This is a genomic window from Streptomyces rubrogriseus, from assembly GCF_027947575.1.
GTDB lineage: Bacteria > Actinomycetota > Actinomycetes > Streptomycetales > Streptomycetaceae > Streptomyces > Streptomyces rubrogriseus.
This window is the reverse complement of sequence record NZ_CP116256.1, coordinates 1,949,995-1,971,260: the sequence shown is the minus strand read 5'-3', so window position 1 is coordinate 1,971,260 and position 21,266 is coordinate 1,949,995. Positions and strand designations below refer to the sequence as shown.

Below are 21,266 nucleotides of genomic sequence, written 5' to 3'. Positions count from 1 at the left end.
CGCCGGGGTCAGCGCAGGCTGCGCACGTCCAGGTGGCGCAGGACCCGGTCGACGATCTCCGGGTCGGCGCCGGGTTCGCTGCGGGCGGCCAGCACCTCGTGCCGGGCGGCGCTCAGCATCTCGCCCTGGATGCGCCGGACCCGTTTGAACCGCCGGGCCCGCTGCTCCTGCGCCTCCCGCCGCTCCTCGTCCCCGAGGTCCGGGCTGATGCGTACGCCGATGTCGAAGGCGCGCCGCAGCATCTGCTCGGACAGCTCCTCCGGCAGCTCCTCCACCGACTCGATCTCCTTGAGCCGCTGCTTGGCCGCCCGGGCCGCCCGGAGGGCCAGGTCGCGCTCGAACTCCTGCTCCCGCTCGGTGTCCGCCCGGACCCCGAGCCGGCCGACCAGCCAGGGCAGCGTCAGCCCCTGCAGCAGCAGCGTGCCCATGATCACTCCGAACGCGATGAAGACGATCTCGTCCCGGTGCGGGAAGGGCGCCCCGTCGTCCGTCTCCAGCGGGATCGCCAGGGCCAGCGCGACGGAGGCCACGCCGCGCATCCCGGCCCACCACATGACCACGGTCTCGCGCCAGCTCGTCGGGATGTCCTCGTCCTGGTCGCGCCTGGCGTGCAGCCGCTGGGTCAGCCAGGTGGCCGGCAGCAGGTACAGCAGCCGGACCAGGACGACGACGACGAGGATCGCCGCCGCCCAGCCGAGCAGCTCGGTCCACCGGCCGGAGGCGGTGCGCACGGCGTTGTGCAGCTCCAGTCCGATCAGGCCGAAGGCCACCCCGGTGACCAGGGTGTCGACCACGTCCCAGACGGTGTGGCCGCCGAGCCGGGTCATCACGTCGTCGGCGTCCGAGGCGTACTCGGCGAGGAACATGGCGGTGGTGAGCACGGCGAGCACGCCCGAGCCGTGCAGTTCGTCGGCGGCGACGTAGCTCACGAACGGCACCAGCAGGGTCAGCCCGATCTGGAGCGTCGGGTCGCCCAGCACGCTCATGAGCTTGTTGGAGCCCCAGCCGAGGGCAAGTCCGATCGCGACGGCGACGACGGCGGACAGCACGAGGTCGAACCCCGCCTTCCACGGCGAGAAGGAGCCGCCGACCGCCGCGGCGATGGCCACGTGGTACAGGACGATGGCCGTCACGTCGTTGAAGAGCCCCTCGCCCTCCAGGATGGACACCAGGCGGCGCGGCAGCCCCAGTTGCCCGGCGACGGCGGTCGCGGCGACCGGGTCGGGCGGCGCCACCAGCGCTCCCAGCGCGAAGGCGGCGGCGAGCGGCAGCCCCGGCACGATCGCGTGGGCCACGGACGCCACGCAGACCATGGTGACGAAGACCAGCGCGACGGCCAGCAGGAAGATGGGACGCTTGTTGGCCGCGAACTGCCGCCAGGAGGTGCGCCGCACGGCGGCGTACAGCAGCGGCGGCAGCAGCGCGGGCAGGATCAGCTCGGGCGGGATGTCGACGTTGGGCACGAAGTCGAGCAGCGCCAGGACGATCCCGAGGAGCGTCATCAGCACCGGCGCCGGCAGCCCGAGCCGGGCACCGATCGGGACGCTCAGCAGGGCCCCGAGCAACAGCATGAACAACAGGGCCAGCTGATCCACGGTCACCGCTCCGGTGGGGTCTCGGCGTTACACGGCGGACCTCAAGCGTGCCACGCGACCGGTCTCACCAGCCCGTTCGCCGCCCCGGCTACAGGGCTCGCCGCATCGCGCGGTGCGGAATCCCGGCGTCCGGGAACTCGGGTCCGTAGGCCTGGTACCCCAGACGTTCGTAAAATCCCAGGGCGTGGGTCTGCGCGTGCAGGTCCACGGCGGTGAGTCCCCGTGCGCGGGCCGCCTCCTCGACGGCCTGGACCAGCGCGGCCCCGACGCCCCGGCCGCGGGCCGCGGCGGTCACCGCGAGCCGCCCCAGGGAGCCGACGGCCGGGTCGCCGTCGCCGTTCTTCGCGGCGGCGGCCGCGCCGTGCAGCAGCCGGCCGGTGCCGAGCGGCACGCCGTCCGCCCGGATCGCGAGGACGTGCACCGCGTCGTCGTCGTAGACGTCGTACTCGATGTCCTCGGGGACCTTCTGCTCGGCGACGAAGACGTCCTTGCGCACGGCGAAGCAGGCCTCGCGGTCGGCGGGGTCCTCGGCGACGCGCACCTCGTAGGCGGCCGGGGCCCGGCTCGGCCCGCTCATCCGTAGGTCTCCTCGCGGACCAGGTCGAGGGCCTGCTGGAGGTCCTCGGGGTATTCGCTGGCGTACTCCACCCAGTCGCCGGTGCCGGGGTGCTCGAAGCCGAGCCGCACGGCGTGCAGCCACTGGCGGGTCAGCCGCAGCCGCTTGGCGAGGGTGGGGTCCGCGCCGTAGGTCAGGTCGCCGACGCAGGGGTGGCGGTGGGCTGCCATGTGGACGCGGATCTGGTGGGTGCGGCCGGTCTCCAGCTTCACGTCCAGCAGGGAGGCGGCACGGAAGGCCTCGATGAGGTCGTAGTGCGTGACGGAGGGCTTGCCCTCGGCGGTGACGGCCCACTTGTAGTCGTGCTGCGGGTGGCGGCCGATGGGGGCGTCGATGGTGCCGCTGGTCGGGTCGGGGTGGCCCTGTACGAGCGTGTGGTAGCGCTTGTCGACCGTGCGCTCCTTGAACTGGCGCTTGAGCGAGGTGTAGGCGCGCTCCGACTTGGCCACCGCCATCAGGCCGGAGGTGCCGACGTCGAGGCGGTGCACGATGCCCTGGCGCTCGGCGGCACCGGACGTCGAGATGCGGTACCCGGCGGCGGCCAGCCCGCCGATGACGGTCGGCCCGTTCCAACCGGGGGACGGGTGCGCGGCGACGCCGACGGGCTTGACGACGACCACCACGTCCTCGTCGTCGTGCACGATCTCCATGCCCTCGACGGGCTGGGCGACCACCTGCACGGGCGCGGGCGCCTGCGGCATCTCGACCTCGAGCCAGGCACCGCCGTGGACGCGCTCGGACTTGCCGACCACCGATCCGTCGACCTGCACCTTGCCCGCCGCGGCGAGCTCCGCGGCCTTGGTACGGGAGAAGCCGAACATGCGGGAGATGGCGGCGTCGACGCGCTCGCCCTCCAGGCCGTCCGGCACGGGCAGGGTACGGATCTCGGGAATCGTGCTCACCCGTCGAGTATGCCGGACGGACCGGACACTCCCGAACGCGCGCCCGGTCCCTGTGGACAACCGGTCCCTGCGGACAACCGGCGCCTGTGGACGGCCGGACCGGCGGGGTCAGTCCTTGTGGACGGTCCCGTCCGGGTCCAGGCCCCGGAAGGAGAGGATCACGATCAGGATGCCGCCGCACACGATCGCCGAGTCGGCGAGGTTGAAGACGGCGAAGTGCTTGGGCGCGATGAAGTCCACGACCGCGCCCTCGAAGACCCCGGGAGCACGGAAGATCCGGTCGGTGAGGTTGCCGAGGGCACCGCCGAGCAGCAGGCCGAGCGCGATCGCCCAGGGCAGGCTGTGCAGCTTGCGAGCGAGGCGGGCGATCACGACGATCACGGCGGCGGCGATCACCGTGAAGATGATCGTGAACGCCTCGCCGAAGCCGAAGGCCGCACCCGCGTTGCGGATCGCGGCGAACCGCAGCCAGTCGCCGATAATCTCGATCGGCTCGTGGTGCTCCAGCTTGGCGACCACCAGCATCTTGCTGCCCAGGTCGAGCAGGTACGCGAACAGGGCGACCGCGAACAGCACGGCGACCCGCCGCTTGCCCCGAGTGCGCTCAGGAGCCTGCTCCTGCTCCTGCTGCTCCCGCTCCGGCTCGGCGTCGGGCCGCTCCTGCCCCTCCCCCGCCGCGTCCGGGGTGTCCGGAGTACCGATGATGCGCTCCGCCTCTGCCACGTGAGTCCCTCAGCCTAGGTCCTTGACTGAGCACGAGGGTACGGCACACTTCCCGTCCCGGCTGCGGCTCAGTACCGGCGCTCCTGCTTCTGCTTGCACTCGACGCACAGGGTGGCCCGCGGGAAGGCCTGCATCCGCGCCTTGCCGATCGGGTTGCCGCAGTTCTCGCACAGGCCGTAGGTGCCCGCGTCCAGGCGTTCCAGGGCTCGCTCGGTCTGGGTCAGCACCTCGCGCGCGGTGGCGGCCAGCGCCAGTTCGTGCTCGCGCGTGATGTTCTTGCTGCCGGTGTCCGCCTCGTCGTCGCCCGCGCCGTCGCCGGAGTCCCGCATCATGCCCTGCAACGACCGCTCGGAGGTGTCGATCTCGGTGCGCAGCCGGTCGGCCTCGGACTGCAGCTCGCCGCGCGCCTCCTCGACCTCTTCCGGGGTCCAGGGTTCCTCGCCGGGGCGTACCGCGAGGTCGCCGGGGTCCGCGGCGGCGGTGCCGCGGGCCTTGGGAACAGCGGTCTTGGCCGCCGTGGCCGTGCCAGGAGTCTTCTTCGCAACCACCGTCGTGGCTCCCGTCTGCTCCGCGGCCTCGGCCGCGCCCACTTTCTTGGCCGTGCTCTTCTTCGCCGTGCTCTTCTTCGCCGTGCTCTTCTTCGCCGCGGTCTTCTCTGCCGGGCTCTTCTTCGCCGCGGTCTTCCTTGCCGGGTTCTGCTTCGCCGCGGTCTTCTCTGCCGCCTTCTTCCTCGCCGGGTCCTGCTCGGCGGCGCTCTCCTCGGCGGCGCCCTGTTTCGCGGCCGTCGTCTTCTTCTTCGCCACCATGGCCGCGGCCCCTTCACATATTGTGATCTTGCGCGCGAATCGTGCTGGGACGATAAATCGACTCCGGTCCCGCGGCAACGGGGCACGCCGCCCGATTCGCCCGCCCACCGTGCGCCACGCGGCGAGCATGCATGCGTTGTGCCCAGCTCCCCGCCCGGTAATCCGCCGGAACGCCCCCCGGGCCGCACGTGCGGGGACCGACCCCCGGACGGCGGTATTCGGGTCACGCCGAAACCGGTCGGCCGTTGTCCGCGCGGCGCCGTACACTGGGCGCAGCGAAAGGCATGGATGGGGACGAGTAGCGGCGTCAGCAGCCCAGAGCGACCCGGGGACGGTGTGAGCCCGGGGGCGAGCGCGACGCGAAGATCACCCCGGAGTCGCCGGAAGAAAGCCGTGGCAGAACGGTCACGGTGAGTAGAACCGGCTCGCGACCCCAATGAGGGGGCTCGCCGGAGCACACGACGCACCGGCCGGGCCAAGGAGGGTGGTACCGCGGGAGCACGGCTCTCGTCCCTCCGACGGAAGGCAGCACGTCCGCCGGAGGAAGCTCGCTGATGACAACGCCTCAGTACCGCCAGGTACCCGCCCAGGTCGACCTGCCCGCGCTCGAGCACGCGGTGCTCGACTTCTGGCGCGAGCAGAAGATCTTCGCCAAGAGCCTGGAGCAGTCCGAGGGCCGCCCCGAGTGGGTGTTCTACGAGGGCCCGCCCACCGCCAACGGCATGCCCGGCGCCCACCACATCGAGGCGCGCGTCTTCAAGGACGTCTTCCCCCGCTTCCGCACCATGCGCGGCTACCACGTGGGCCGCAAGGCCGGCTGGGACTGCCACGGCCTGCCGGTGGAGCTGGCCGTGGAGAAGGAACTGGGCTTCTCCGGCAAGCAGGACATCGAGGCGTACGGCATCGCCGAGTTCAACGCCAGGTGCCGCGAGTCGGTGACCCGCCACACCGACGCCTTCGAAGAGCTCACGACCCGCATGGGCTACTGGGCCGACCTCCAGGACCCGTACCGCACGATGGACCCGGAGTACATCGAGTCCGTCTGGTGGTCGCTGAAGGAGATCTTCAACAAGGGCCTGCTGGTCCAGGACCACCGCGTCGCCCCCTGGTGCCCCCGCTGCGGCACCGGCCTGTCCGACCACGAGCTGGCCCAGGGCTACGAGACGGTCGTCGACCCGTCCGTCTACGTCCGCTTCCCGCTCACCTCGGGACCACTGGCCGGCGAGGCCGCACTGGTCGTCTGGACGACGACCCCGTGGACCCTGGTCTCCAACACGGCCGTCGCCGCGCACCCCGAGGTCACCTACGTCGTCGCCACGAACGGCGAGGAGAAGCTGGTCGTCGCCGAGCCGCTGGTCGCCAAGGCGCTCGGCGAGGGCTGGGAGACCACCGGGCAGTCCTTCACCGGCGCCGAGATGGAGCGCTGGACGTATCAGCGCCCGTTCGAGCTGGTGGCCTTCCCGGAGCCGGCCCACTACGTGGTGAACGCCGACTACGTCACCACCGAGGACGGCACCGGCCTCGTCCACCAGTCCCCCGCCTTCGGTGAGGACGACCTCAAGGTCTGCCGCGCGTACGGACTGCCCGTGGTCAACCCGGTCCGCCCCGACGGCACCTTCGAGGAGGACGTCCCGCTGGTCGGCGGCGTCTTCTTCAAGAAGGCCGACGAGAAGCTCACCGAGGACCTGGACACCCGGGGCCTGCTCTTCAAGCACATCCCGTACGAGCACAGCTACCCGCACTGCTGGCGCTGCCACACGGCCCTGCTCTACTACGCGCAGCCGTCCTGGTACATCCGCACCACCGCCATCAAGGACCGCCTCCTCCAGGAGAACGAGAAGACCAACTGGTACCCGGACGCGGTCAAGCACGGCCGGTACGGCGACTGGCTGAACAACAACATCGACTGGGCCCTGTCCCGCAACCGCTACTGGGGCACCCCGCTGCCGATCTGGCGCTGCGCGGAGGACCACCTCACGGTCGTCGGCTCCCGCGCGGAGCTGACCGAGCTGTCCGGCACCGACCAGTCGTCCCTGGACCCGCACCGCCCGTTCATCGACGACGTGACCTTCACCTGCACCCACGAGGGCTGCTCCCTCGAAGCGGTGCGCGTGCCCGAGGTCATCGACGCCTGGTACGACTCGGGTTCGATGCCGTTCGCGCAGTGGGGCTACCCGTACAAGAACAAGGAGCTGTTCGAGAGCCGCTACCCGGCGCAGTTCATCTCCGAGGCCATCGACCAGACGCGCGGCTGGTTCTACACGCTGATGGCGGTCGGCACCCTGGTCTTCGACAAGTCGTCCTACGAGAACGTGGTCTGCCTCGGCCACATCCTCGCCGAGGACGGCCGCAAGATGTCCAAGCACCTGGGCAACATCCTCCAGCCGATCCCGCTGATGGACCAGCACGGCGCCGACGCGGTCCGCTGGTTCATGGCGGCCGGCGGCTCCCCGTGGGCGGCCCGCCGGGTCGGCCACGGCACCATCCAGGAGGTCGTCCGCAAGACGCTCCTCACGTACTGGAACACGGTCGCCTTCCAGGCCCTGTACGCCCGCACCACGGGCTGGGCCCCGAGCGAGGCCGACCCGGCCCCGGCCGACCGCCCGGTCCTGGACCGCTGGCTGCTCTCCGAGCTGCACGCGCTCACCGACCAGGTGACGCAGGCGCTGGACGCCTACGACACCCAGCGGGCCGGCAAGCTGCTGTCCGCGTTCGTCGACGACCTGTCCAACTGGTACGTGCGCCGCTCCCGCCGCCGCTTCTGGCAGGGCGACAAGGCCGCGCTGCGCACCCTGCACGAGGTCGTCGAGACGGTCACCAAGCTGATGGCCCCGCTGACCCCGTTCATCACCGAGCGGGTCTGGCAGGACCTGGTCGTGCCGGTCACCCCGGGTGCCCCGGAGTCGGTCCACCTGTCCTCCTGGCCGGAGGCCGACCTGACGGCGATCGACCCGGAGCTGTCGAAGCAGATGGTCCTGGTCCGCCGCCTGGTGGAGCTGGGCCGTGCCACGCGCGCGGAGTCCGGCGTCAAGACCCGGCAGCCGCTGAGCCGGGCGCTGATCGCGGTGGCGGGCTTCGGCACGCTCTCCCCGGAGCTGCACACGCAGATCACGGAGGAGCTGAACGTCGAGTCCCTCGCCTCGCTGAGCGAGGTCGGCGGCTCCCTGGTCGACACGACGGCGAAGGCCAACTTCCGGGCGCTGGGCAAGCGGTTCGGCAAGCGGGTCCAGGACGTGGCGAAGGCGGTCGCCGCCGCGGACGCCGCCGCGCTGTCCCTCGCCCTGCGCGAGGGCACGGCCTCGGTGGAGGTCGACGGCGAGACGGTCACCCTCGCTCCGGACGAGGTGATCATCACGGAGACGCCGCGCGAAGGCTGGTCGGTCGCCTCCGACTCGGGCGCGACGGTGGCACTCGACCTGGAGCTGACGGAGGAGCTGCGCCGGGCGGGCCTCGCCCGGGACGCGATCCGCCTGATCCAGGAGGCCCGCAAGAACAGCGGCCTCGACGTCGCCGACCGGATCGCCCTGCGCTGGACGGCCACGGACCCGGCGACGATCGCCGCCCTGACCGACCACTCCGGCCTGATCTCCGACGAGGTCCTGGCGACGGACTTCGCCCAGGGCGAGGCGGACGACACGTACGGCGCCCCGTTCACGGACGAGGGCCTGTCCCTGGTCTTCCGACTGCGCAAGCAGTAGCCCCTGGCAGCACCTGGGCCCGGCCTCCCTCACGCGAGGGGCGCCGGGCCCAGTGCTGTCCGTCGGTGTGGGCCGAGGGCGGGGTTCGCGCACCGGCGCTTGCCGGGTGCCGCTGCGCCCACCCGTGCCGCCTGGGGGTACCTCCCAGGCCGTTCAGGCACTGGGGGAGGCACGACTGCCCGCAGGCTGCGTAGACACAAGGGCGGGCCCCGGGTCAGAAACCCGGGGCCCGCCCTGAACGTTGCCGAAGGCTACGCCGTACTACAGATCAGTTGTCGTCCTCGTCGATCAGGAACCCGCGCATCGGCGAGGGCGCCTGCCCCATCGGCGACGGCCCCTGCGGCCGCACCGGTGCCATCGGCTGGGTCATCGCGGGCGACATCTGCTGCTGGCCGCCGTAGGACGGACCGGACTGGCCCGGGCCGCTGCCCATCGATTGGTTGCCGCCGTAGGACGGAGCGCTCGCGCCGGCCGGTGCCATCGAGGGCGCCGGGGACGGCGGCAGAGAGGCGGTCGCGGGCGTCCGCGGCGGGGCGAGCGAGTCGTCGGCCTGGGTCTCCAACTGGCGCAGCTGCGACTCCAGGTACGACTTCAGTCGCGTCCGGTACTCGCGCTCGAAGCCCCGCAGGTCCTCGACCTTGCGCTCCAGCGTGGCGCGGGCGGACTCCAGGGAGCCCATCGCGACGCGGTGCTTCTCCTGCGCGTCCCGCTCCAGGGCGTCCGCCTTGGCACGGGCGTCCCGCTCCAGACCCTCGGCACGCGAACGGGCCTCGCCGACGATCTTGTTGGCCTCGGAACGGGCCTCGGCGATCGCCTGGTCGGCGGTCTGCTGAGCCAGCGACAGCACGCGCGCGGCGCTGTCGCCGCCGGGGCCGCCCTGACCGGGCATGCCGGGACCACCAGGGCCACCGGGGCCCTGCGGACCGCCCATGGGGCCGCCCATCGGACCGGGACCCATCTGGCCCTGCATCGGACCCGGGCCCTGGCCCATCGGCCCCGGACCCTGACCCATCGGGCCGGGACCCTGCGGGCCACCCTGTCCGCCGGGGCCGGCGGGCAGCTGCGGGGCACCGCTCGGCAGCTGGGGCGGACCACCCATGGGGCCACCCATCTGCTGCTGCGGCGGGCCCGATATGCCGGCGGGCACCGGAGCGCCGGGACCTCGCATGCCCTGCTGGGGCATACCGCCCTGCTGCGGCGGGCCCTGCTGGTGCTGCGGCGGACCCTGCTGGTGCTGCTGATCCTGCGGAGGTTCCGGAGGCTTGCGCATGTTCTGCTGGTTCTGCGCGGCCGCACGCGTGGCCGCGGCCAGCTTGGCGCGCAGGTCCTCGTTCTCGCGGAGCAGTCGGGTCAGTTCGGCTTCGACCTCGTCGAGGAAGGCATCGACCTCGTCCTCGTCATAGCCTTCTCGGAGGCGGACGGTCGTGAACTGCTTGTTCCGCACGTCCTCGGGGGTCAACGGCATCTCTTCACCTCAACGTTGTCGTCGGCATTCGGCAAGCCCGTATCTCTCTCATCGCTCACAGCTGGCTCACGATCGAGATCAGGATGTAGACGATGATCATCAGTACGAAGAAGGACAGGTCGAGCGCCACGCCCCCGAGACGCAGCGGCGGGATGAACCGCCGCAGAAGCTTCAACGGTGGATCGGTGACAGTGTAGGTGGCCTCCAGAACGACCACCATCGCCTTGCCGGGTTGCCACGAGCGGGCGAACTGGAACACGTAGTCCATGACCAACCGGAAGATGAGCACGATGAGGAAGCACATCAGCGCGATGTAGACGACATCCAGGACCACGCTCATGACCTGTGCTTCCCTCTCCCCTGAACCATCTCTCGGACCCTGTCCCGGGCCCGTGTTCTTGCTCTGTACCGGTAGTGCGTCTCAGCTCTGGTTGAAGAACCCGCCCTCTGCGATACGGGCCTTGTCCTCCGCCGTGACATCGACGTTAGCAGGAGACAGCAGGAACACCTTCTGCGTCACCCGCTCGATACTGCCGTGAAGACCAAACACCAAACCGGCCGCAAAGTCGACAAGTCGCTTCGCATCTGTGTCATCCATCTCAGTGAGATTCATGATCACCGGAGTGCCCTCACGGAAGTGTTCCCCGATGGTACGGGCCTCGTTGTAGGTCCGGGGGTGAAGCGTGGTGATCCGGTAGGGCTCTCGTTCGGACACGACCTTGGGCATGATGACCGGTGCGCTCTTTTCCAGGCTTGCGCGTTCTTGTGTGATGGACGCCACGGGCGCGATGCGCGCCGGACGGCTCGATTCCGCCGCGAGCGAAGCGGAACGGGGCATCGGCTCGCGCTGCGCGGGCGGTTGTACGACTCGTACCTCTTCGTCCCTTTGGGACTGATGCGCACCATGTGACTGGTGCGCCGGTTCGTGGCGCCGGTGATCCCGCTCGGGTTCCGGGTCCAGTTCGGGTTCGAAGTCGTCGTCGGGGTCGAACCCCCGGCCGTCGTACCCATCGTCCTCCACGAGGCCGAGGTAGACCGCCATCTTGCGCATCGCGCCGGCCATGCTCTGAGTCCTCCGCTCTGTGGTGGATCTGCTGACGACTCCAAGTGCCTGCGATCCACGAGGTCGTTGCGTCCGCCTTTCGGCGGTAATGACCATATTTTCTGCTGTGGTCCGACTTCTTGGCGACGTTACCCGAGCCTGGGTCGGACTCCGAGTACCGCAGTGCCGACGCGTACATGTGTCGCTCCGGCGGCCACGGCCTGCTCGAGGTCCGCACTCATCCCCGCGGAGACCATGTTGGCAGCCGGATGGGTCCGGCGCACGCGGGTCGACAAATCCATGAGGTGCTCGAACGCCGCCTGTTGGCGTCCGGCGTACTCGCCGGTGAGCGGGGCCACGGTCATCAGTCCGTCGAGGCGCAGCCCCTCCGATCCGGCGACCAGGTCGGCCAACTCTTCGATTCCGGCGGGCGGGACGCCGCCGCGCTCCCCACGCCCGCCCTCCTCCGCGTCGAGAGCCACCTGGAGGAGACAGCCCACTTCGCGTCCGGCCCGTACGGCCTCCTTCGACAGCGCCGTGACCAGCCGGGCCCGGTCGACGGACTGCACGACATCCGCGTAACCGACCACGGACCGCACTTTGTTGGTCTGCAACTGTCCGACGAAATGCCACGAAAGCGGCAGATCCGAGCAGGCGGCGGCCTTGGGCGCCGCGTCCTGGTCGCGGTTCTCCGCGACGTGGCGCACCCCGAGTTCCGAGAGAATGCGCACATCGTCCGCCGGGTAGGTCTTGGTGACCACGATGAGGGTCACGTCCTCCCGCGGGCGGCCCGCGGCCGCGCACGCGTCGGTGATGCGCTGTTCCACTTTCGCCAGGTTCGCGGCGAGTTCGTGCTTACGGTCCGTCATGCCCCATCAGTCCAGCCACACATAGCCCGCGAGCCGCCCGGTGGTGCGGTCGCGTCGGTACGAGAAGTGGTCCGCCGACTCCCGGGTGCACACCGGCGACTGCGCCCGGTCGTGCACCCCGAGGCGCTCGAGCTGAGCGTGCACTCCGGCGCTCACGTCGAGGGCCGGGGTGCCCCAACCGGTCTCGGCGTACGCGGCCGGCTCGACGGCGGCCACCTCGGCGCGCATCTCCTCGGGCACCTCGTAGCACCGGCCGCACACGGCGGGCCCGGTGCGGGCGACGATCCTGGCGGGGTCCGCGCCGAGTTCGGCCATGGCCCGTACGGCCGCGGGGACGACCCCGGCGACCAGGCCCGGCCGGCCCGCGTGCGCCGCGGCGACGACGCCGGAGACCGGGTCGGCGAGCAGGACCGGCACGCAGTCGGCGGTGAGGACGGCGAGGGCGAGACCGCGCTCGGCGGTGACGACGGCGTCGACCCGCGGGACCGGGCGGTCCCCCCAGGGCGCGTCGACCACGGCGACGTCGGCCCCGTGCACCTGGTTCATCCAGACCACCCGGGCCGGGTCGACGCCCAGCGACTTGGCCGCCAGCTCCCGGTTGGCCGTGACGGCGCCGGGGTCGTCGCCGACCGCGCCGCCGAGGTTGAGCTCCTCGTACGGAACGGCGCTCACTCCGCCCCACCTGTCGGTGAAGCCGAAGTGCGCGCCGTTCACGGTGTCGCGCTGTCCTATCACTTCAGGAAGTCCGGCACGTCCAGTTCCTCGGCCGCGCTGTCCGAGTAGGTCCGCGACGGCGGAACCGGCGGCGGGGAGACCGGCAGGTCGGCGACCGGCTCCGGCGCGGGCGCCTGCTCCGGCTCCTCCTTGGGCTTGACGCTGCCGAGCGAGCCGAAGGACGGCCGGCTCTCGGACGGCCGGGCCGGGGTGGGCTCCTCGCGCTTGGCCGAGGAGGACCCGAGGACGTTGTCCCGCTTGGACGGCGGCTGCCCCCCGTCGAAGCCGGCCGCGATCACGGTGACCCGCACCTCGTCGCCGAGGGCGTCGTCGATGACCGCGCCGAAGATGATGTTGGCCTCGGGGTGGGCGGCCTCGCTGACCAGCTGGGCGGCCTCGTTGATCTCGAACAGGCCGAGGTCGGAGCCGCCGGAGATGGAGAGCAGCACGCCCCGGGCGCCGTCGATGGACGCCTCGAGCAGCGGCGAGGAGATCGCCATCTCGGCGGCGGCCACCGCGCGGTCGTCGCCGCGGGCGGAGCCGATGCCCATGAGGGCCGAACCCGCCTCGGACATGACCGACTTCACGTCGGCGAAGTCCAGGTTGATCAGGCCGGGGGTGGTGATGAGGTCGGTGATGCCCTGCACACCGGAGAGCAGCACCTGGTCGGCGGACTTGAACGCGTCGAGCACGCTGACCTGGCGGTCCGAGATGGACAGCAGCCGGTCGTTGGGGATGACGATGAGGGTGTCGACCTCTTCGCGGAGTTCCGCGATGCCGTCCTCGGCCTGGTTGGCCCGGCGCCGTCCCTCGAAGGTGAACGGGCGGGTGACCACGCCGATGGTGAGGGCGCCCAGCGAGCGGGCGATGTTGGCCACGACGGGCGCGCCGCCGGTGCCGGTGCCGCCGCCTTCACCGGCTGTCACGAAGACCATGTCGGCCCCCTTGAGGACCTCCTCGATCTCCTCGCGGTGGTCCTCGGCGGCCTTGCGGCCGACGGCCGGGTTGGCTCCGGCGCCGAGTCCGCGGGTGAGTTCGCGGCCGACGTCGAGCTTGACGTCGGCGTCGCTCATCAACAGCGCCTGCGCGTCGGTGTTGATGGCGATGAACTCGACGCCCTTGAGACCGACCTCGATCATCCGGTTGATGGCATTGACACCACCGCCGCCGACACCGATGACTTTGATGACTGCGAGGTAGTTCTGCGGTGCTGCCACGTCGAAGGCCTCTCGCCTCGAGTTACGTGTCGCCCGACCGCCGAAGCACTGATGCCCCCGCGACCCGACGACTGATGCCGATTGGGACGGTCCGTAGCGCCGACCCGAACCCTAACGCTGAAGTTTAGGGTTACCAGTGTGTCTGTTCCTTGGACTCTTCCGAACAGGACACTAAGTCGACAAGTGGCGCACGTTCAACGAACACGCCGAACCTCCCGTTTTTCTTTTCACCCTATGTGATCAGCCGTAGCGCTGCCCAACCAGGGTGCTGGCCTGCGCGTATACCCGTCAACTCCCGGATGACGCCGGGGCGGTGGCAACACTCACGTCGAAGTGCCGCGCGTCGGGCGTCGCTTTCATGAGCGCGGTGAGCGCGCGGGCCTTCTGCACACCCTGCTCACCGCTCCCCCACGACACGGTCCGCCCGCCGCTCAACTCCAGCGAGATGTCGTCGTAGGAACGGACCTTGACGACCCGTGTGTCCCGGGCGACCTTGTCCGGGAGCCGGCCGGCCGCCCGCACCGCCTCGCGCACCAGGCGGTCGTCGTCGAAGCGGCGCAGGCTCGCCGCGGCGGAACCGGAACGTGCCGGTTCCAATTCCAGCGTGGGCACGCCTTTCGGGGCCTTGGAAACCGTGGCGAAACGGACGCCTTCATCGTCCACTTCCACGAAGTTTCGGCCCTTTTGCACAATCAGGACCGGAGTACGCTCCGTCACTTTCAGTCCGATTCCGTGCGGCCAGGAACGCTCCACGTCGACCTCGTCAATGCGGGGCAATTTCCGGCGCAGCCGGGCCTCGACCGCCTCCGTGTCGACCGAGACCAGCGGGTCCCCGACCGGCACGTCGGCGGCCTCGCGCACCTGCGCGGGCGTCAGGACACTCGTTCCCGAGACCGACACCCGTTCCAGACGTGTCCAGTTCGAGCCGTAGAGCACCCAGACGGTTCCGCCCGCGACGAGCACCAGGGCGACGGCGAGGATGATGATCGTACGAACACGGGGCGGGCGGAACCGGCGTACCCGGGGCGGGCCGGACGACTCCTGCTGGCGTGCACCGCGCTCGGCGGTGGTCGGTCCGGCCACGCTCCCTGCCTTCCGTCAGACGTGTCTAGCGGCGCGCACGGGCGGCGATCGCCTCGTACACCATGCCGACGAGGAGGTCGTCGGCGTCCCGGCGGCCGAACTCGGCGGCGGCGCGGGACATCTCGTACAGCCGGTGCGGGTTGGCGAGCACGGGCAGGACGTTCTGCTGGAGCCACTCCGGCGTGAGTTCCGCGTCGTCGACCAGCAGTCCGCCGCCGGCCTTGACCACCGGCTGGGCGTTGAGCCGCTGTTCGCCGTTGCCGATGGGCAGCGGGACGTAGGCGGCCGGAAGCCCGACGGCGGAGAGTTCGGCGACGGTCATCGCGCCCGCACGGCAGAGCATCATGTCGGCGGCGGCGTACGCGAGGTCCATCCGGTCCAGATAACTTACCGGGATGTACGGGGGCATTCCCGGCATCTGGTGGACCTGCGGCAGTTCGTTCTTGGGTCCGACCGCGTGCAGGATCTGGATGCCGGCCTGCTGGAGCCAGGGCGCGACCTGCTGGATGACCTCGTTGAGGCGGCGGGCGCCCTGCGAGCCGCCGGTGACCAGCAGCGTCGGCAGGTTGGGGTCGAGACCGAACATCGCGCGGGCCTCGGGACGGGCGGCGGCCCGGTCGAGGGTGGCGATGGAGCGGCGCAGCGGGATGCCGATGTAGCGGGAGTTGCGCAGCTTGCTGTCGGGAGTGGAGACGGCGACCTGGGCGGCGTAGCGCGAGCCGATCTTGTTGGCCAGGCCGGGACGGGCGTTGGCCTCGTGCACGACGATCGGCACGCCGAGCCGTTTGGCCGCGAGGTAGGCGGGCAGCGCCACGTAGCCGCCGAAGCCTGCCACCGCGTCCGCCTTGGTGCGCTCCAGGATCTGCTCGGTCGCCTTGATCGTCCCGCGCAGCCGGCCCGGGACGGTGATCAGCTCGGGGGTGGGCTTGCGCGGCAGCGGTACGGCCGGGATCAGCGCCAGCTCGTAACCCCGCTCGGGCACCAGGCGGGTCTCCAGGCCGCGTTCCGTGCCCAGGGCCGTGATCCCCACGGTCGGATCCTGCCTGCGCAGGGCGTCCGCGAGGGCGAGCGCGGGCTCGATGTGGCCCGCGGTTCCTCCGCCGGCGAGTACGACATGCACCGAAATTCACCGCTCTCCGGACGAACGCGCCGCCGAGGCGCGCCGTCGCATCGTGTTCCAACTCCCGGGGCTCCGCTTGGCCGCGGGTCCCCCGGCTCCCCGCTTTCTACCAAAGCGAGGTTGCCGCAGCGCAAGCGCCGCCCGCGCACCGGGTTCGTCACGCGCGAAGGCGATCAGCAGACCGATGGCGAACATGGTCGGCAGCAGGGCGGAACCCCCGTAGGAGAACAGCGGGAGCGGGACACCGGCGATCGGCAGCAGCCCGAGGACCGCACCGATGTTGATCACGGCCTGGGCCGTGATCCAGGTGGTCACGCCTCCCGCGGCATACCTCACGAAGGGGTCCTCCGTGCGTCCGGCCACGCGGATACCCGCATAGCCTAGAGCCGCGAACAGGGCGAGCACCGACAGCGTCCCCGCCAGGCCCAGTTCCTCACCGGTGACGGCGAAGATGAAGTCGGTGTGTGCTTCGGGGAGTTGGCCCCATTTCTCCACACTGGCACCGAGCCCGGAACCGAACAGTCCGCCGGAGGCCAGGGCGTAGATGCCGTGCACGGCCTGCCAGCAGGAGTCGCCGGGGCCCGGGTCGGTGGCGCCGAGGCAGTTGAGCCGGGCCATCCGGTTCGCGCTGGTCTTGATGAGGATGAAGCCGAGCAGCAGGGCGATCGAGAGCACGCCCGCGAACAGCCGGGTGGGCGCGCCGGCCAGCCAGAGCAGGCCGAACAGGATCGCCGTGAGGATGATCGCGGTGCCCATGTCGCCGCCGATCATGATCAGCCCGAGCAGCATGAACGCGGCGGGCACCAGCGGTACCAGCATGTGCTTCCACTGGGTCAGCAGCTTCTTGTCGTGCTTGCGGGCCAGCAGGTCCGCGCCCCACAGCACCAGGGCCAGCTTGCCGAACTCGCTGGGCTGGATCTGGAAGGAGCCGCCCAGCGAGATCCAGTTCTGGTTGCCGTTGACCGCGACTCCTATCCCGGGCACCTGGACCAGGATCATCAGGAAGACGGCACCGGCGAGGATCGGATAGGCCAGCGCCCGGTGCAGCTTGACCGGCATCTTCATCGCGGCGACCAGGAGACCGGCGCCGATGAGCGCGGCGAGGGCCTGCTTGCGGAAGAAGTACGAGCCGGGCAGCGACAGCTGGAGTGCGGTGATCTGGGACGCCGAGTAGACCATCACCAGGCCGAGCACGGTGATCAGCAGACTGCCGCCGAAGATCAGGTAGTACGCGGTCAGCGGCCGGTCCCAGGCGCGGCGCAGCCGGTGGTAGAGGCGGAGCACGCCGTTGTCGTGCGGCGGCCCGGGTGCGGCGGGCCGCTTGACGGTCCGCTGCACGGGCGGACGTCCGGTGCGGCTCTGGGGACTACCGGGCATCGCGGCCTCCGCTGTACGTCGGCATGGACCGTCCCACGCGTCCTCCCGAGTTCACCCGGCGGCAGGAGGCGGCCGGGTCAGGCGCCGAGTTCGCGAACGGCCTGCGCGAACGCGTCACCGCGCTGGTTGTAGTTGGTGAACATGTCCATGGAGGCACAGGCCGGGGCCAGCAGCACCGTGTCACCGGGCCGGGCGAGCCGCCGCGCCTCCTGGACGGCCTGGAGCATCGCACCAGTGTCGGTCCGGTCGAGGTCGACCACGGGTACTTCGGGCGCGTGTCGCGCCAGGGCTTCGCGGATCAGGGCGCGGTCGGCGCCGATGAGGACGGCGCCGCGCAGCCGCTTCGCCGCGCCCGCGACCAGCTCGTCGAAGGTCGCGCCCTTGGCCAGCCCGCCCGCGATCCACACGATCGACTCGTAGGCCGCCAAGGACGCCTCGGTGGCGTGGGTGTTGGTGGCCTTGGAGTCGTCCACGTAGGCCACCCCGTCCACGTCGGCGACGTGCGCGATCCGGTGGGCGTCCGGCGTGAAGGCGCGCAACCCGTCGCGTACGGCGGCCGCGGAGACGCCGAAGGCGCGGGCGAGACCCGCGGCGGCAAGGGCGTTGGCGATGTTGTGCGGGGCCGGCGGGTTGACGTCGGAGACCTCGGCCAGCTCCTGGGCGTTCTTCTGCCGGTCCTCGACGAAGGCGCGGTCGACCAGCAGGCCCTCCACGACGCCGAGTTGCGAGGGGCCGGGGGTGCCGAGGGTGAAGCCGATCGCCCGGCAGCCCTCCTCGACGTCGGCGGCGCGGACCAGGTCCTCGGTGGCCTTGTCGGCGACGTTGTAGACGCAGGCGACGTGATTGCCCTCGTAGATGCGGCCCTTGTCGGCGGCGTAGGCCTCCATGGAGCCGTGCCAGTCGAGGTGGTCCGGGGCGAGGTTGAGCACGGCGGCGGAGTGGGCGCGCAGCGAGGGCGCCCAGTGGAGCTGGTAGCTGGACAGCTCCACGGCGAGGACGTCGTACTCCTGCTCGCCGGTGACCGCGTCGAGGAGCGAGACGCCGATGTTGCCGACGGCGGCGGTGCGCAGACCGGCCGCCTTCAGGATCGACGCGAGCATCTGGACGGTGGTGGTCTTGCCGTTGGTGCCGGTGACGGCGAGCCAGGGCGCGGGCTTCCGGCCGTCCAGGCCGCGCAGCCGCCAGGCCAGTTCCACGTCGCCCCAGACCGGCACGCCGGCCTGTCCGGCCGCCGCGAACAGCGGCTTGGTGGGCTTCCAGCCCGGTGCCGTGACGATCAGCTCGGTGCCCTCGGGAAGCGTGTCCCCGTCCCCCAGGCGCACGGTGACGCCGAGCGGTTCCAGCTCCGCCGCCTGCGTCCGGGCCCGCTCGTCGTCGCCGTCGTTGACGACGGTGACGTGCGCGCCGAGCCCGTGCAGCACCTTGGCCGCCGGGACGCCGGAGACGCCGAGTCCGGCGACGGTGACGTGCTTGCCGCTGAATTCCGAAGGCACCGAGGAGGTCACTTGTCCGTTGCCCATCCCGCGTAGAAGAGGCCGAGTCCGACGATCACGCAGATGCCCTGGATGATCCAGAAGCGGACCACGACAAGGACTTCGGACCAGCCTTTGAGTTCGAAGTGGTGCTGGAGTGGCGCCATCCGGAAGACCCGCTTGCCGGTGAGGCGGAAGGAGCCGACCTGGATGACCACCGACATGGTGATCAGCACGAACAGGCCGCCGAGGATGGCCATCAGCAGTTCGGTGCGCGAGCAGATCGCCAGACCCGCGAGCACACCGCCGAGCGCGAGCGAACCGGTGTCGCCCATGAAGATCTTGGCCGGCGAGGTGTTCCACCACAGGAAGCCGAGGCAGGAACCCATCAGCGCGGACGCGACCACCGCGAGGTCGAGCGGGTCTCTCACCTCGTAGCAGGCGCCCGGGTTGGTCAGGGTCAGCGCGTTGGCGCAGGACTCCTGGAACTGCCAGACGCCGATGAAGGTGTAGGCGCCGAAGACCAGGACGGAGGCGCCGGTGGCCAGGCCGTCCAGGCCGTCGGTCAGGTTCACGCCGTTCGACATCGCGAGGATCATGAACAGCGCCCAGACGACGAACAGCACCGGGCCGATGGTCCAGCCGAAGTCGGTGATGAACGACAGCTTCGTGGACGCCGGGGTGTTGCCCCGGTTGTCCGCGAACTGCAGCGAGAGCACGGCGAAGGCGATGCCGACGGTGAGCTGGCCGATCATCTTCGCCCTGGCCCGCAGGCCCAGCGAACGCCGTTTGACGATCTTGATGTAGTCGTCGAGGAAGCCGACCAGGCCCATGCCCACCATCAGGCCGAGCACCAGCAGACCGGAGAAGGTCGGCCCCGCGTCGATGTCGGGGTCCAGATAGCTGGTGATGCCCTTGGCGAGGAAGTACGCGGCGACCGTCGCCAGGATGAAGGCGATACCACCCATGGTCGGCGTACCGCGCTTGCTGGCGTGCTCGCGCGGTCCGTCGTCGCGGATGTACTGGCCGTAGCCCTTGCGGGCCAGGAGCTTGATCAGCAGCGGGGTGCCGACCAGCGTGAGGAAGAGGCCAATGACTCCTGCGAACAGGATCTGCTTCATCATCGGGCGGCAACCTCACCCTCGGCGCCGGTCTCGAGGAGCGCCGTGGCGACGCTCTCCAGACCCACCGAACGGGACGCCTTCACGAGCACGACGTCTCCTGGGCGCAACTCGCTGCGCAACAGGTCGACCGCCGCCTGTGCGTCGGACACGTGCACCGACTCCTCACCCCACGAACCCTCGTTATATGCGCCCAGTTGCAGCCATCGGGCTTCCCTGCCCCCGACCGCGACGAGCTTGCTGACGTTGAGCCGGACGGCGAGCCGTCCGACCGCGTCGTGCTCGGCGAGCGCCTCGTCCCCGAGCTCGGCCATCTTGCCGAGCACCGCCCACGTACGGCGCCCCTTTCCCATGGCGACGAGCGCACGCAGCGCGGCCTTCATGGACTCGGGGTTCGCGTTGTAGGCGTCGTTGACGACCGTCACGCCGTCCGGGCGCTCGGTGACCTCCATCCGCCAGCGGGAGAGGGAGCCCGCCTCGGAGAGCGCGGTGGCGATCTCGTCTGCGGACATGCCCAACTCGTGGGCGACGGCGGCCGCGGCGAGCGCGTTCGACACGTGGTGCTCACCGTACAGGCGCATGGTCACATCGCTTGCACCGGAGGGTGTGTGAAGGCTGAAGGAAGGCTGTCCGGTGTCCGTGAGTCGCACGTTCTCGGCGCGAACGTCCGCTTCGCCGGACTCTCCGAAAAGGATCACCTTCGCCTTCGTTCGGGAGGCCATGGCCCGTACGAGCGGGTCGTCCGCGTTGAGGATCGCGGCGCCGCCCTCCTCGGCGGGCGGCAGGGCCTCGACGAGTTCGCCCTTGGCCTGGGCGATCTGCTCCCGGCCGCCGAACTCGCCGATGTGCGCGGAGCCGACGTTGAGGACCGCGCCGATCTTCGGCGGGGTCAGCTCGCACAGGTACCGGATGTGGCCGATGCCGCGGGCGCCCATCTCCAGGACGAGGAACTTCGTCTCGTCGGTGGCGGTGAGCGCGGTGAGCGGCAGCCCCACCTCGTTGTTCATGGAGCCGGGCGTGAAGACCGTGGGCGCCTTGCGACGCAGTACCTGGGCGATCAGGTCCTTGGTGCTGGTCTTGCCGGCCGACCCGGTGAGGGCCACGAGGGTGGTGCCGAGGCGTCGCACGACGTGCCGGGCGAGGGCGCCCAGGGCGGCCTGGACGTCGTCCACGACGATCGCGGGCACGCCGACGGGGCGGGAGCCGAGGACGGCCACCGCACCCGCTTCGACGACCTGCGCGGCGAAGTCGTGGCCGTCGACCCGTTCGCCCACGAAGGCGACGAAGAGGCTGCCGGGCCCGGCTTCCCGGGAGTCCCGGACGACCGGCCCGGTGACCTCGGCGGACGCGTCCGGTATGTCGTGCATCCGCCCGCCGACGACTTCTGCGATCTCGGCGAGTGAGAGGGTGATCACAAGTTCGTCCCCTGGATCAGGATCAGGATCG

The 21,266-nt window shown here is 70.7% G+C and carries 18 protein-coding genes; 1 reads left to right on the top strand and 17 read right to left on the bottom strand.

What is annotated here, in order from left to right; translation table 11 throughout:
- Nucleotides 1-8: 8 nt before the first annotated feature.
- The 5 genes from Sru02f_RS08595 to Sru02f_RS08575 form a co-directional block, all read right to left on the bottom strand.
- A complete protein-coding gene (locus Sru02f_RS08595) occupies nucleotides 9-1,595 on the bottom strand; it encodes a Na+/H+ antiporter (protein WP_109032104.1) in 1,587 nt (528 codons plus the stop codon).
- A gap of 88 nt (nucleotides 1,596-1,683) precedes the next feature.
- On the bottom strand, nucleotides 1,684-2,172 hold the full coding sequence (locus Sru02f_RS08590; RefSeq protein WP_109031838.1) for a GNAT family N-acetyltransferase: 489 nt from the start codon (nucleotides 2,170-2,172) through the stop codon (nucleotides 1,684-1,686).
- Nucleotides 2,169-3,113, bottom strand: coding sequence for an RluA family pseudouridine synthase (locus Sru02f_RS08585; RefSeq protein WP_109031837.1), 945 nt, complete (start codon nucleotides 3,111-3,113; stop codon nucleotides 2,169-2,171). Before Sru02f_RS08585 ends, Sru02f_RS08590 begins: the two co-directional genes overlap by 4 nt.
- A 108-nt stretch (nucleotides 3,114-3,221) precedes the next feature.
- A complete protein-coding gene (gene lspA, locus Sru02f_RS08580; protein ID WP_109031836.1) occupies nucleotides 3,222-3,836 on the bottom strand; it encodes a signal peptidase II in 615 nt (204 codons plus the stop codon).
- A gap of 68 nt (nucleotides 3,837-3,904) precedes the next feature.
- Nucleotides 3,905-4,642 (bottom strand): TraR/DksA family transcriptional regulator, encoded by a 738-nt coding sequence (locus tag Sru02f_RS08575; RefSeq protein ID WP_109031835.1) that lies wholly within the window; start codon nucleotides 4,640-4,642, stop codon nucleotides 3,905-3,907.
- A 554-nt stretch (nucleotides 4,643-5,196) separates the two neighbouring features.
- Between Sru02f_RS08575 and ileS the strand changes: the two genes are divergently transcribed.
- Nucleotides 5,197-8,340 carry an isoleucine--tRNA ligase gene (ileS, locus tag Sru02f_RS08570; protein ID WP_109031834.1) on the top strand — a complete coding sequence of 1,048 codons (3,144 nt, stop codon included), beginning with the start codon at nucleotides 5,197-5,199 and terminating at the stop codon, nucleotides 8,338-8,340.
- A gap of 268 nt (nucleotides 8,341-8,608) precedes the next feature.
- Here ileS and divIVA read toward each other — a convergent pair whose 3' ends face one another.
- The 12 genes from divIVA to Sru02f_RS08510 form a co-directional block, all read right to left on the bottom strand.
- Nucleotides 8,609-9,805: an apical growth/hyphal branching protein DivIVA gene (gene divIVA, locus Sru02f_RS08565; protein ID WP_109031833.1), complete on the bottom strand. Its 1,197-nt coding sequence runs from the start codon at nucleotides 9,803-9,805 to the stop codon at nucleotides 8,609-8,611.
- Nucleotides 9,806-9,860: 55 nt separating this feature from the next.
- Nucleotides 9,861-10,145: a YggT family protein gene (locus tag Sru02f_RS08560; protein ID WP_003976737.1), complete on the bottom strand. Its 285-nt coding sequence runs from the start codon at nucleotides 10,143-10,145 to the stop codon at nucleotides 9,861-9,863.
- 81 nt (nucleotides 10,146-10,226) lie between these two features.
- Nucleotides 10,227-10,868 (bottom strand): cell division protein SepF, encoded by a 642-nt coding sequence (locus Sru02f_RS08555; RefSeq protein WP_109031832.1) that lies wholly within the window; start codon nucleotides 10,866-10,868, stop codon nucleotides 10,227-10,229.
- 128 nt (nucleotides 10,869-10,996) lie between these two features.
- Nucleotides 10,997-11,716, bottom strand: a complete 720-nt coding sequence (locus tag Sru02f_RS08550; protein WP_109031831.1) for a YggS family pyridoxal phosphate-dependent enzyme — start codon at nucleotides 11,714-11,716, stop codon at nucleotides 10,997-10,999.
- A gap of 6 nt (nucleotides 11,717-11,722) precedes the next feature.
- Nucleotides 11,723-12,451 (bottom strand): peptidoglycan editing factor PgeF, encoded by a 729-nt coding sequence (gene pgeF / locus Sru02f_RS08545; RefSeq protein WP_109031830.1) that lies wholly within the window; start codon nucleotides 12,449-12,451, stop codon nucleotides 11,723-11,725.
- Nucleotides 12,448-13,647, bottom strand: a complete 1,200-nt coding sequence (gene ftsZ, locus Sru02f_RS08540) for a cell division protein FtsZ (protein WP_109031829.1) — start codon at nucleotides 13,645-13,647, stop codon at nucleotides 12,448-12,450. Before ftsZ ends, pgeF begins: the two co-directional genes overlap by 4 nt.
- 288 nt (nucleotides 13,648-13,935) lie before the next feature.
- Nucleotides 13,936-14,730: a cell division protein FtsQ gene (ftsQ, locus tag Sru02f_RS08535; protein ID WP_109031828.1), complete on the bottom strand. Its 795-nt coding sequence runs from the start codon at nucleotides 14,728-14,730 to the stop codon at nucleotides 13,936-13,938.
- Nucleotides 14,731-14,755: 25 nt separating this feature from the next.
- Nucleotides 14,756-15,850 (bottom strand): undecaprenyldiphospho-muramoylpentapeptide beta-N-acetylglucosaminyltransferase, encoded by a 1,095-nt coding sequence (gene murG / locus Sru02f_RS08530; RefSeq protein WP_109031827.1) that lies wholly within the window; start codon nucleotides 15,848-15,850, stop codon nucleotides 14,756-14,758.
- A gap of 6 nt (nucleotides 15,851-15,856) precedes the next feature.
- Complete coding sequence (ftsW, locus tag Sru02f_RS08525; RefSeq protein WP_109031826.1) at nucleotides 15,857-17,227, bottom strand: putative lipid II flippase FtsW; 1,371 nt, start codon at nucleotides 17,225-17,227, stop codon at nucleotides 15,857-15,859.
- 77 nt (nucleotides 17,228-17,304) lie between these two features.
- Nucleotides 17,305-18,720: a UDP-N-acetylmuramoyl-L-alanine--D-glutamate ligase gene (murD, locus tag Sru02f_RS08520; protein WP_109032103.1), complete on the bottom strand. Its 1,416-nt coding sequence runs from the start codon at nucleotides 18,718-18,720 to the stop codon at nucleotides 17,305-17,307.
- A gap of 8 nt (nucleotides 18,721-18,728) precedes the next feature.
- Complete coding sequence (gene mraY / locus Sru02f_RS08515) at nucleotides 18,729-19,820, bottom strand: phospho-N-acetylmuramoyl-pentapeptide-transferase (protein ID WP_003976728.1); 1,092 nt, start codon at nucleotides 19,818-19,820, stop codon at nucleotides 18,729-18,731.
- The gene (locus tag Sru02f_RS08510; protein WP_109031825.1) at nucleotides 19,820-21,235 is read right to left on the bottom strand and encodes a UDP-N-acetylmuramoyl-tripeptide--D-alanyl-D-alanine ligase; all 1,416 of its coding nucleotides are present in this window, start codon (nucleotides 21,233-21,235) and stop codon (nucleotides 19,820-19,822) included. The genes mraY and Sru02f_RS08510 overlap by 1 nt, the downstream gene beginning before the upstream one ends.
- Nucleotides 21,236-21,266: the final 31 nt, after the last annotated feature.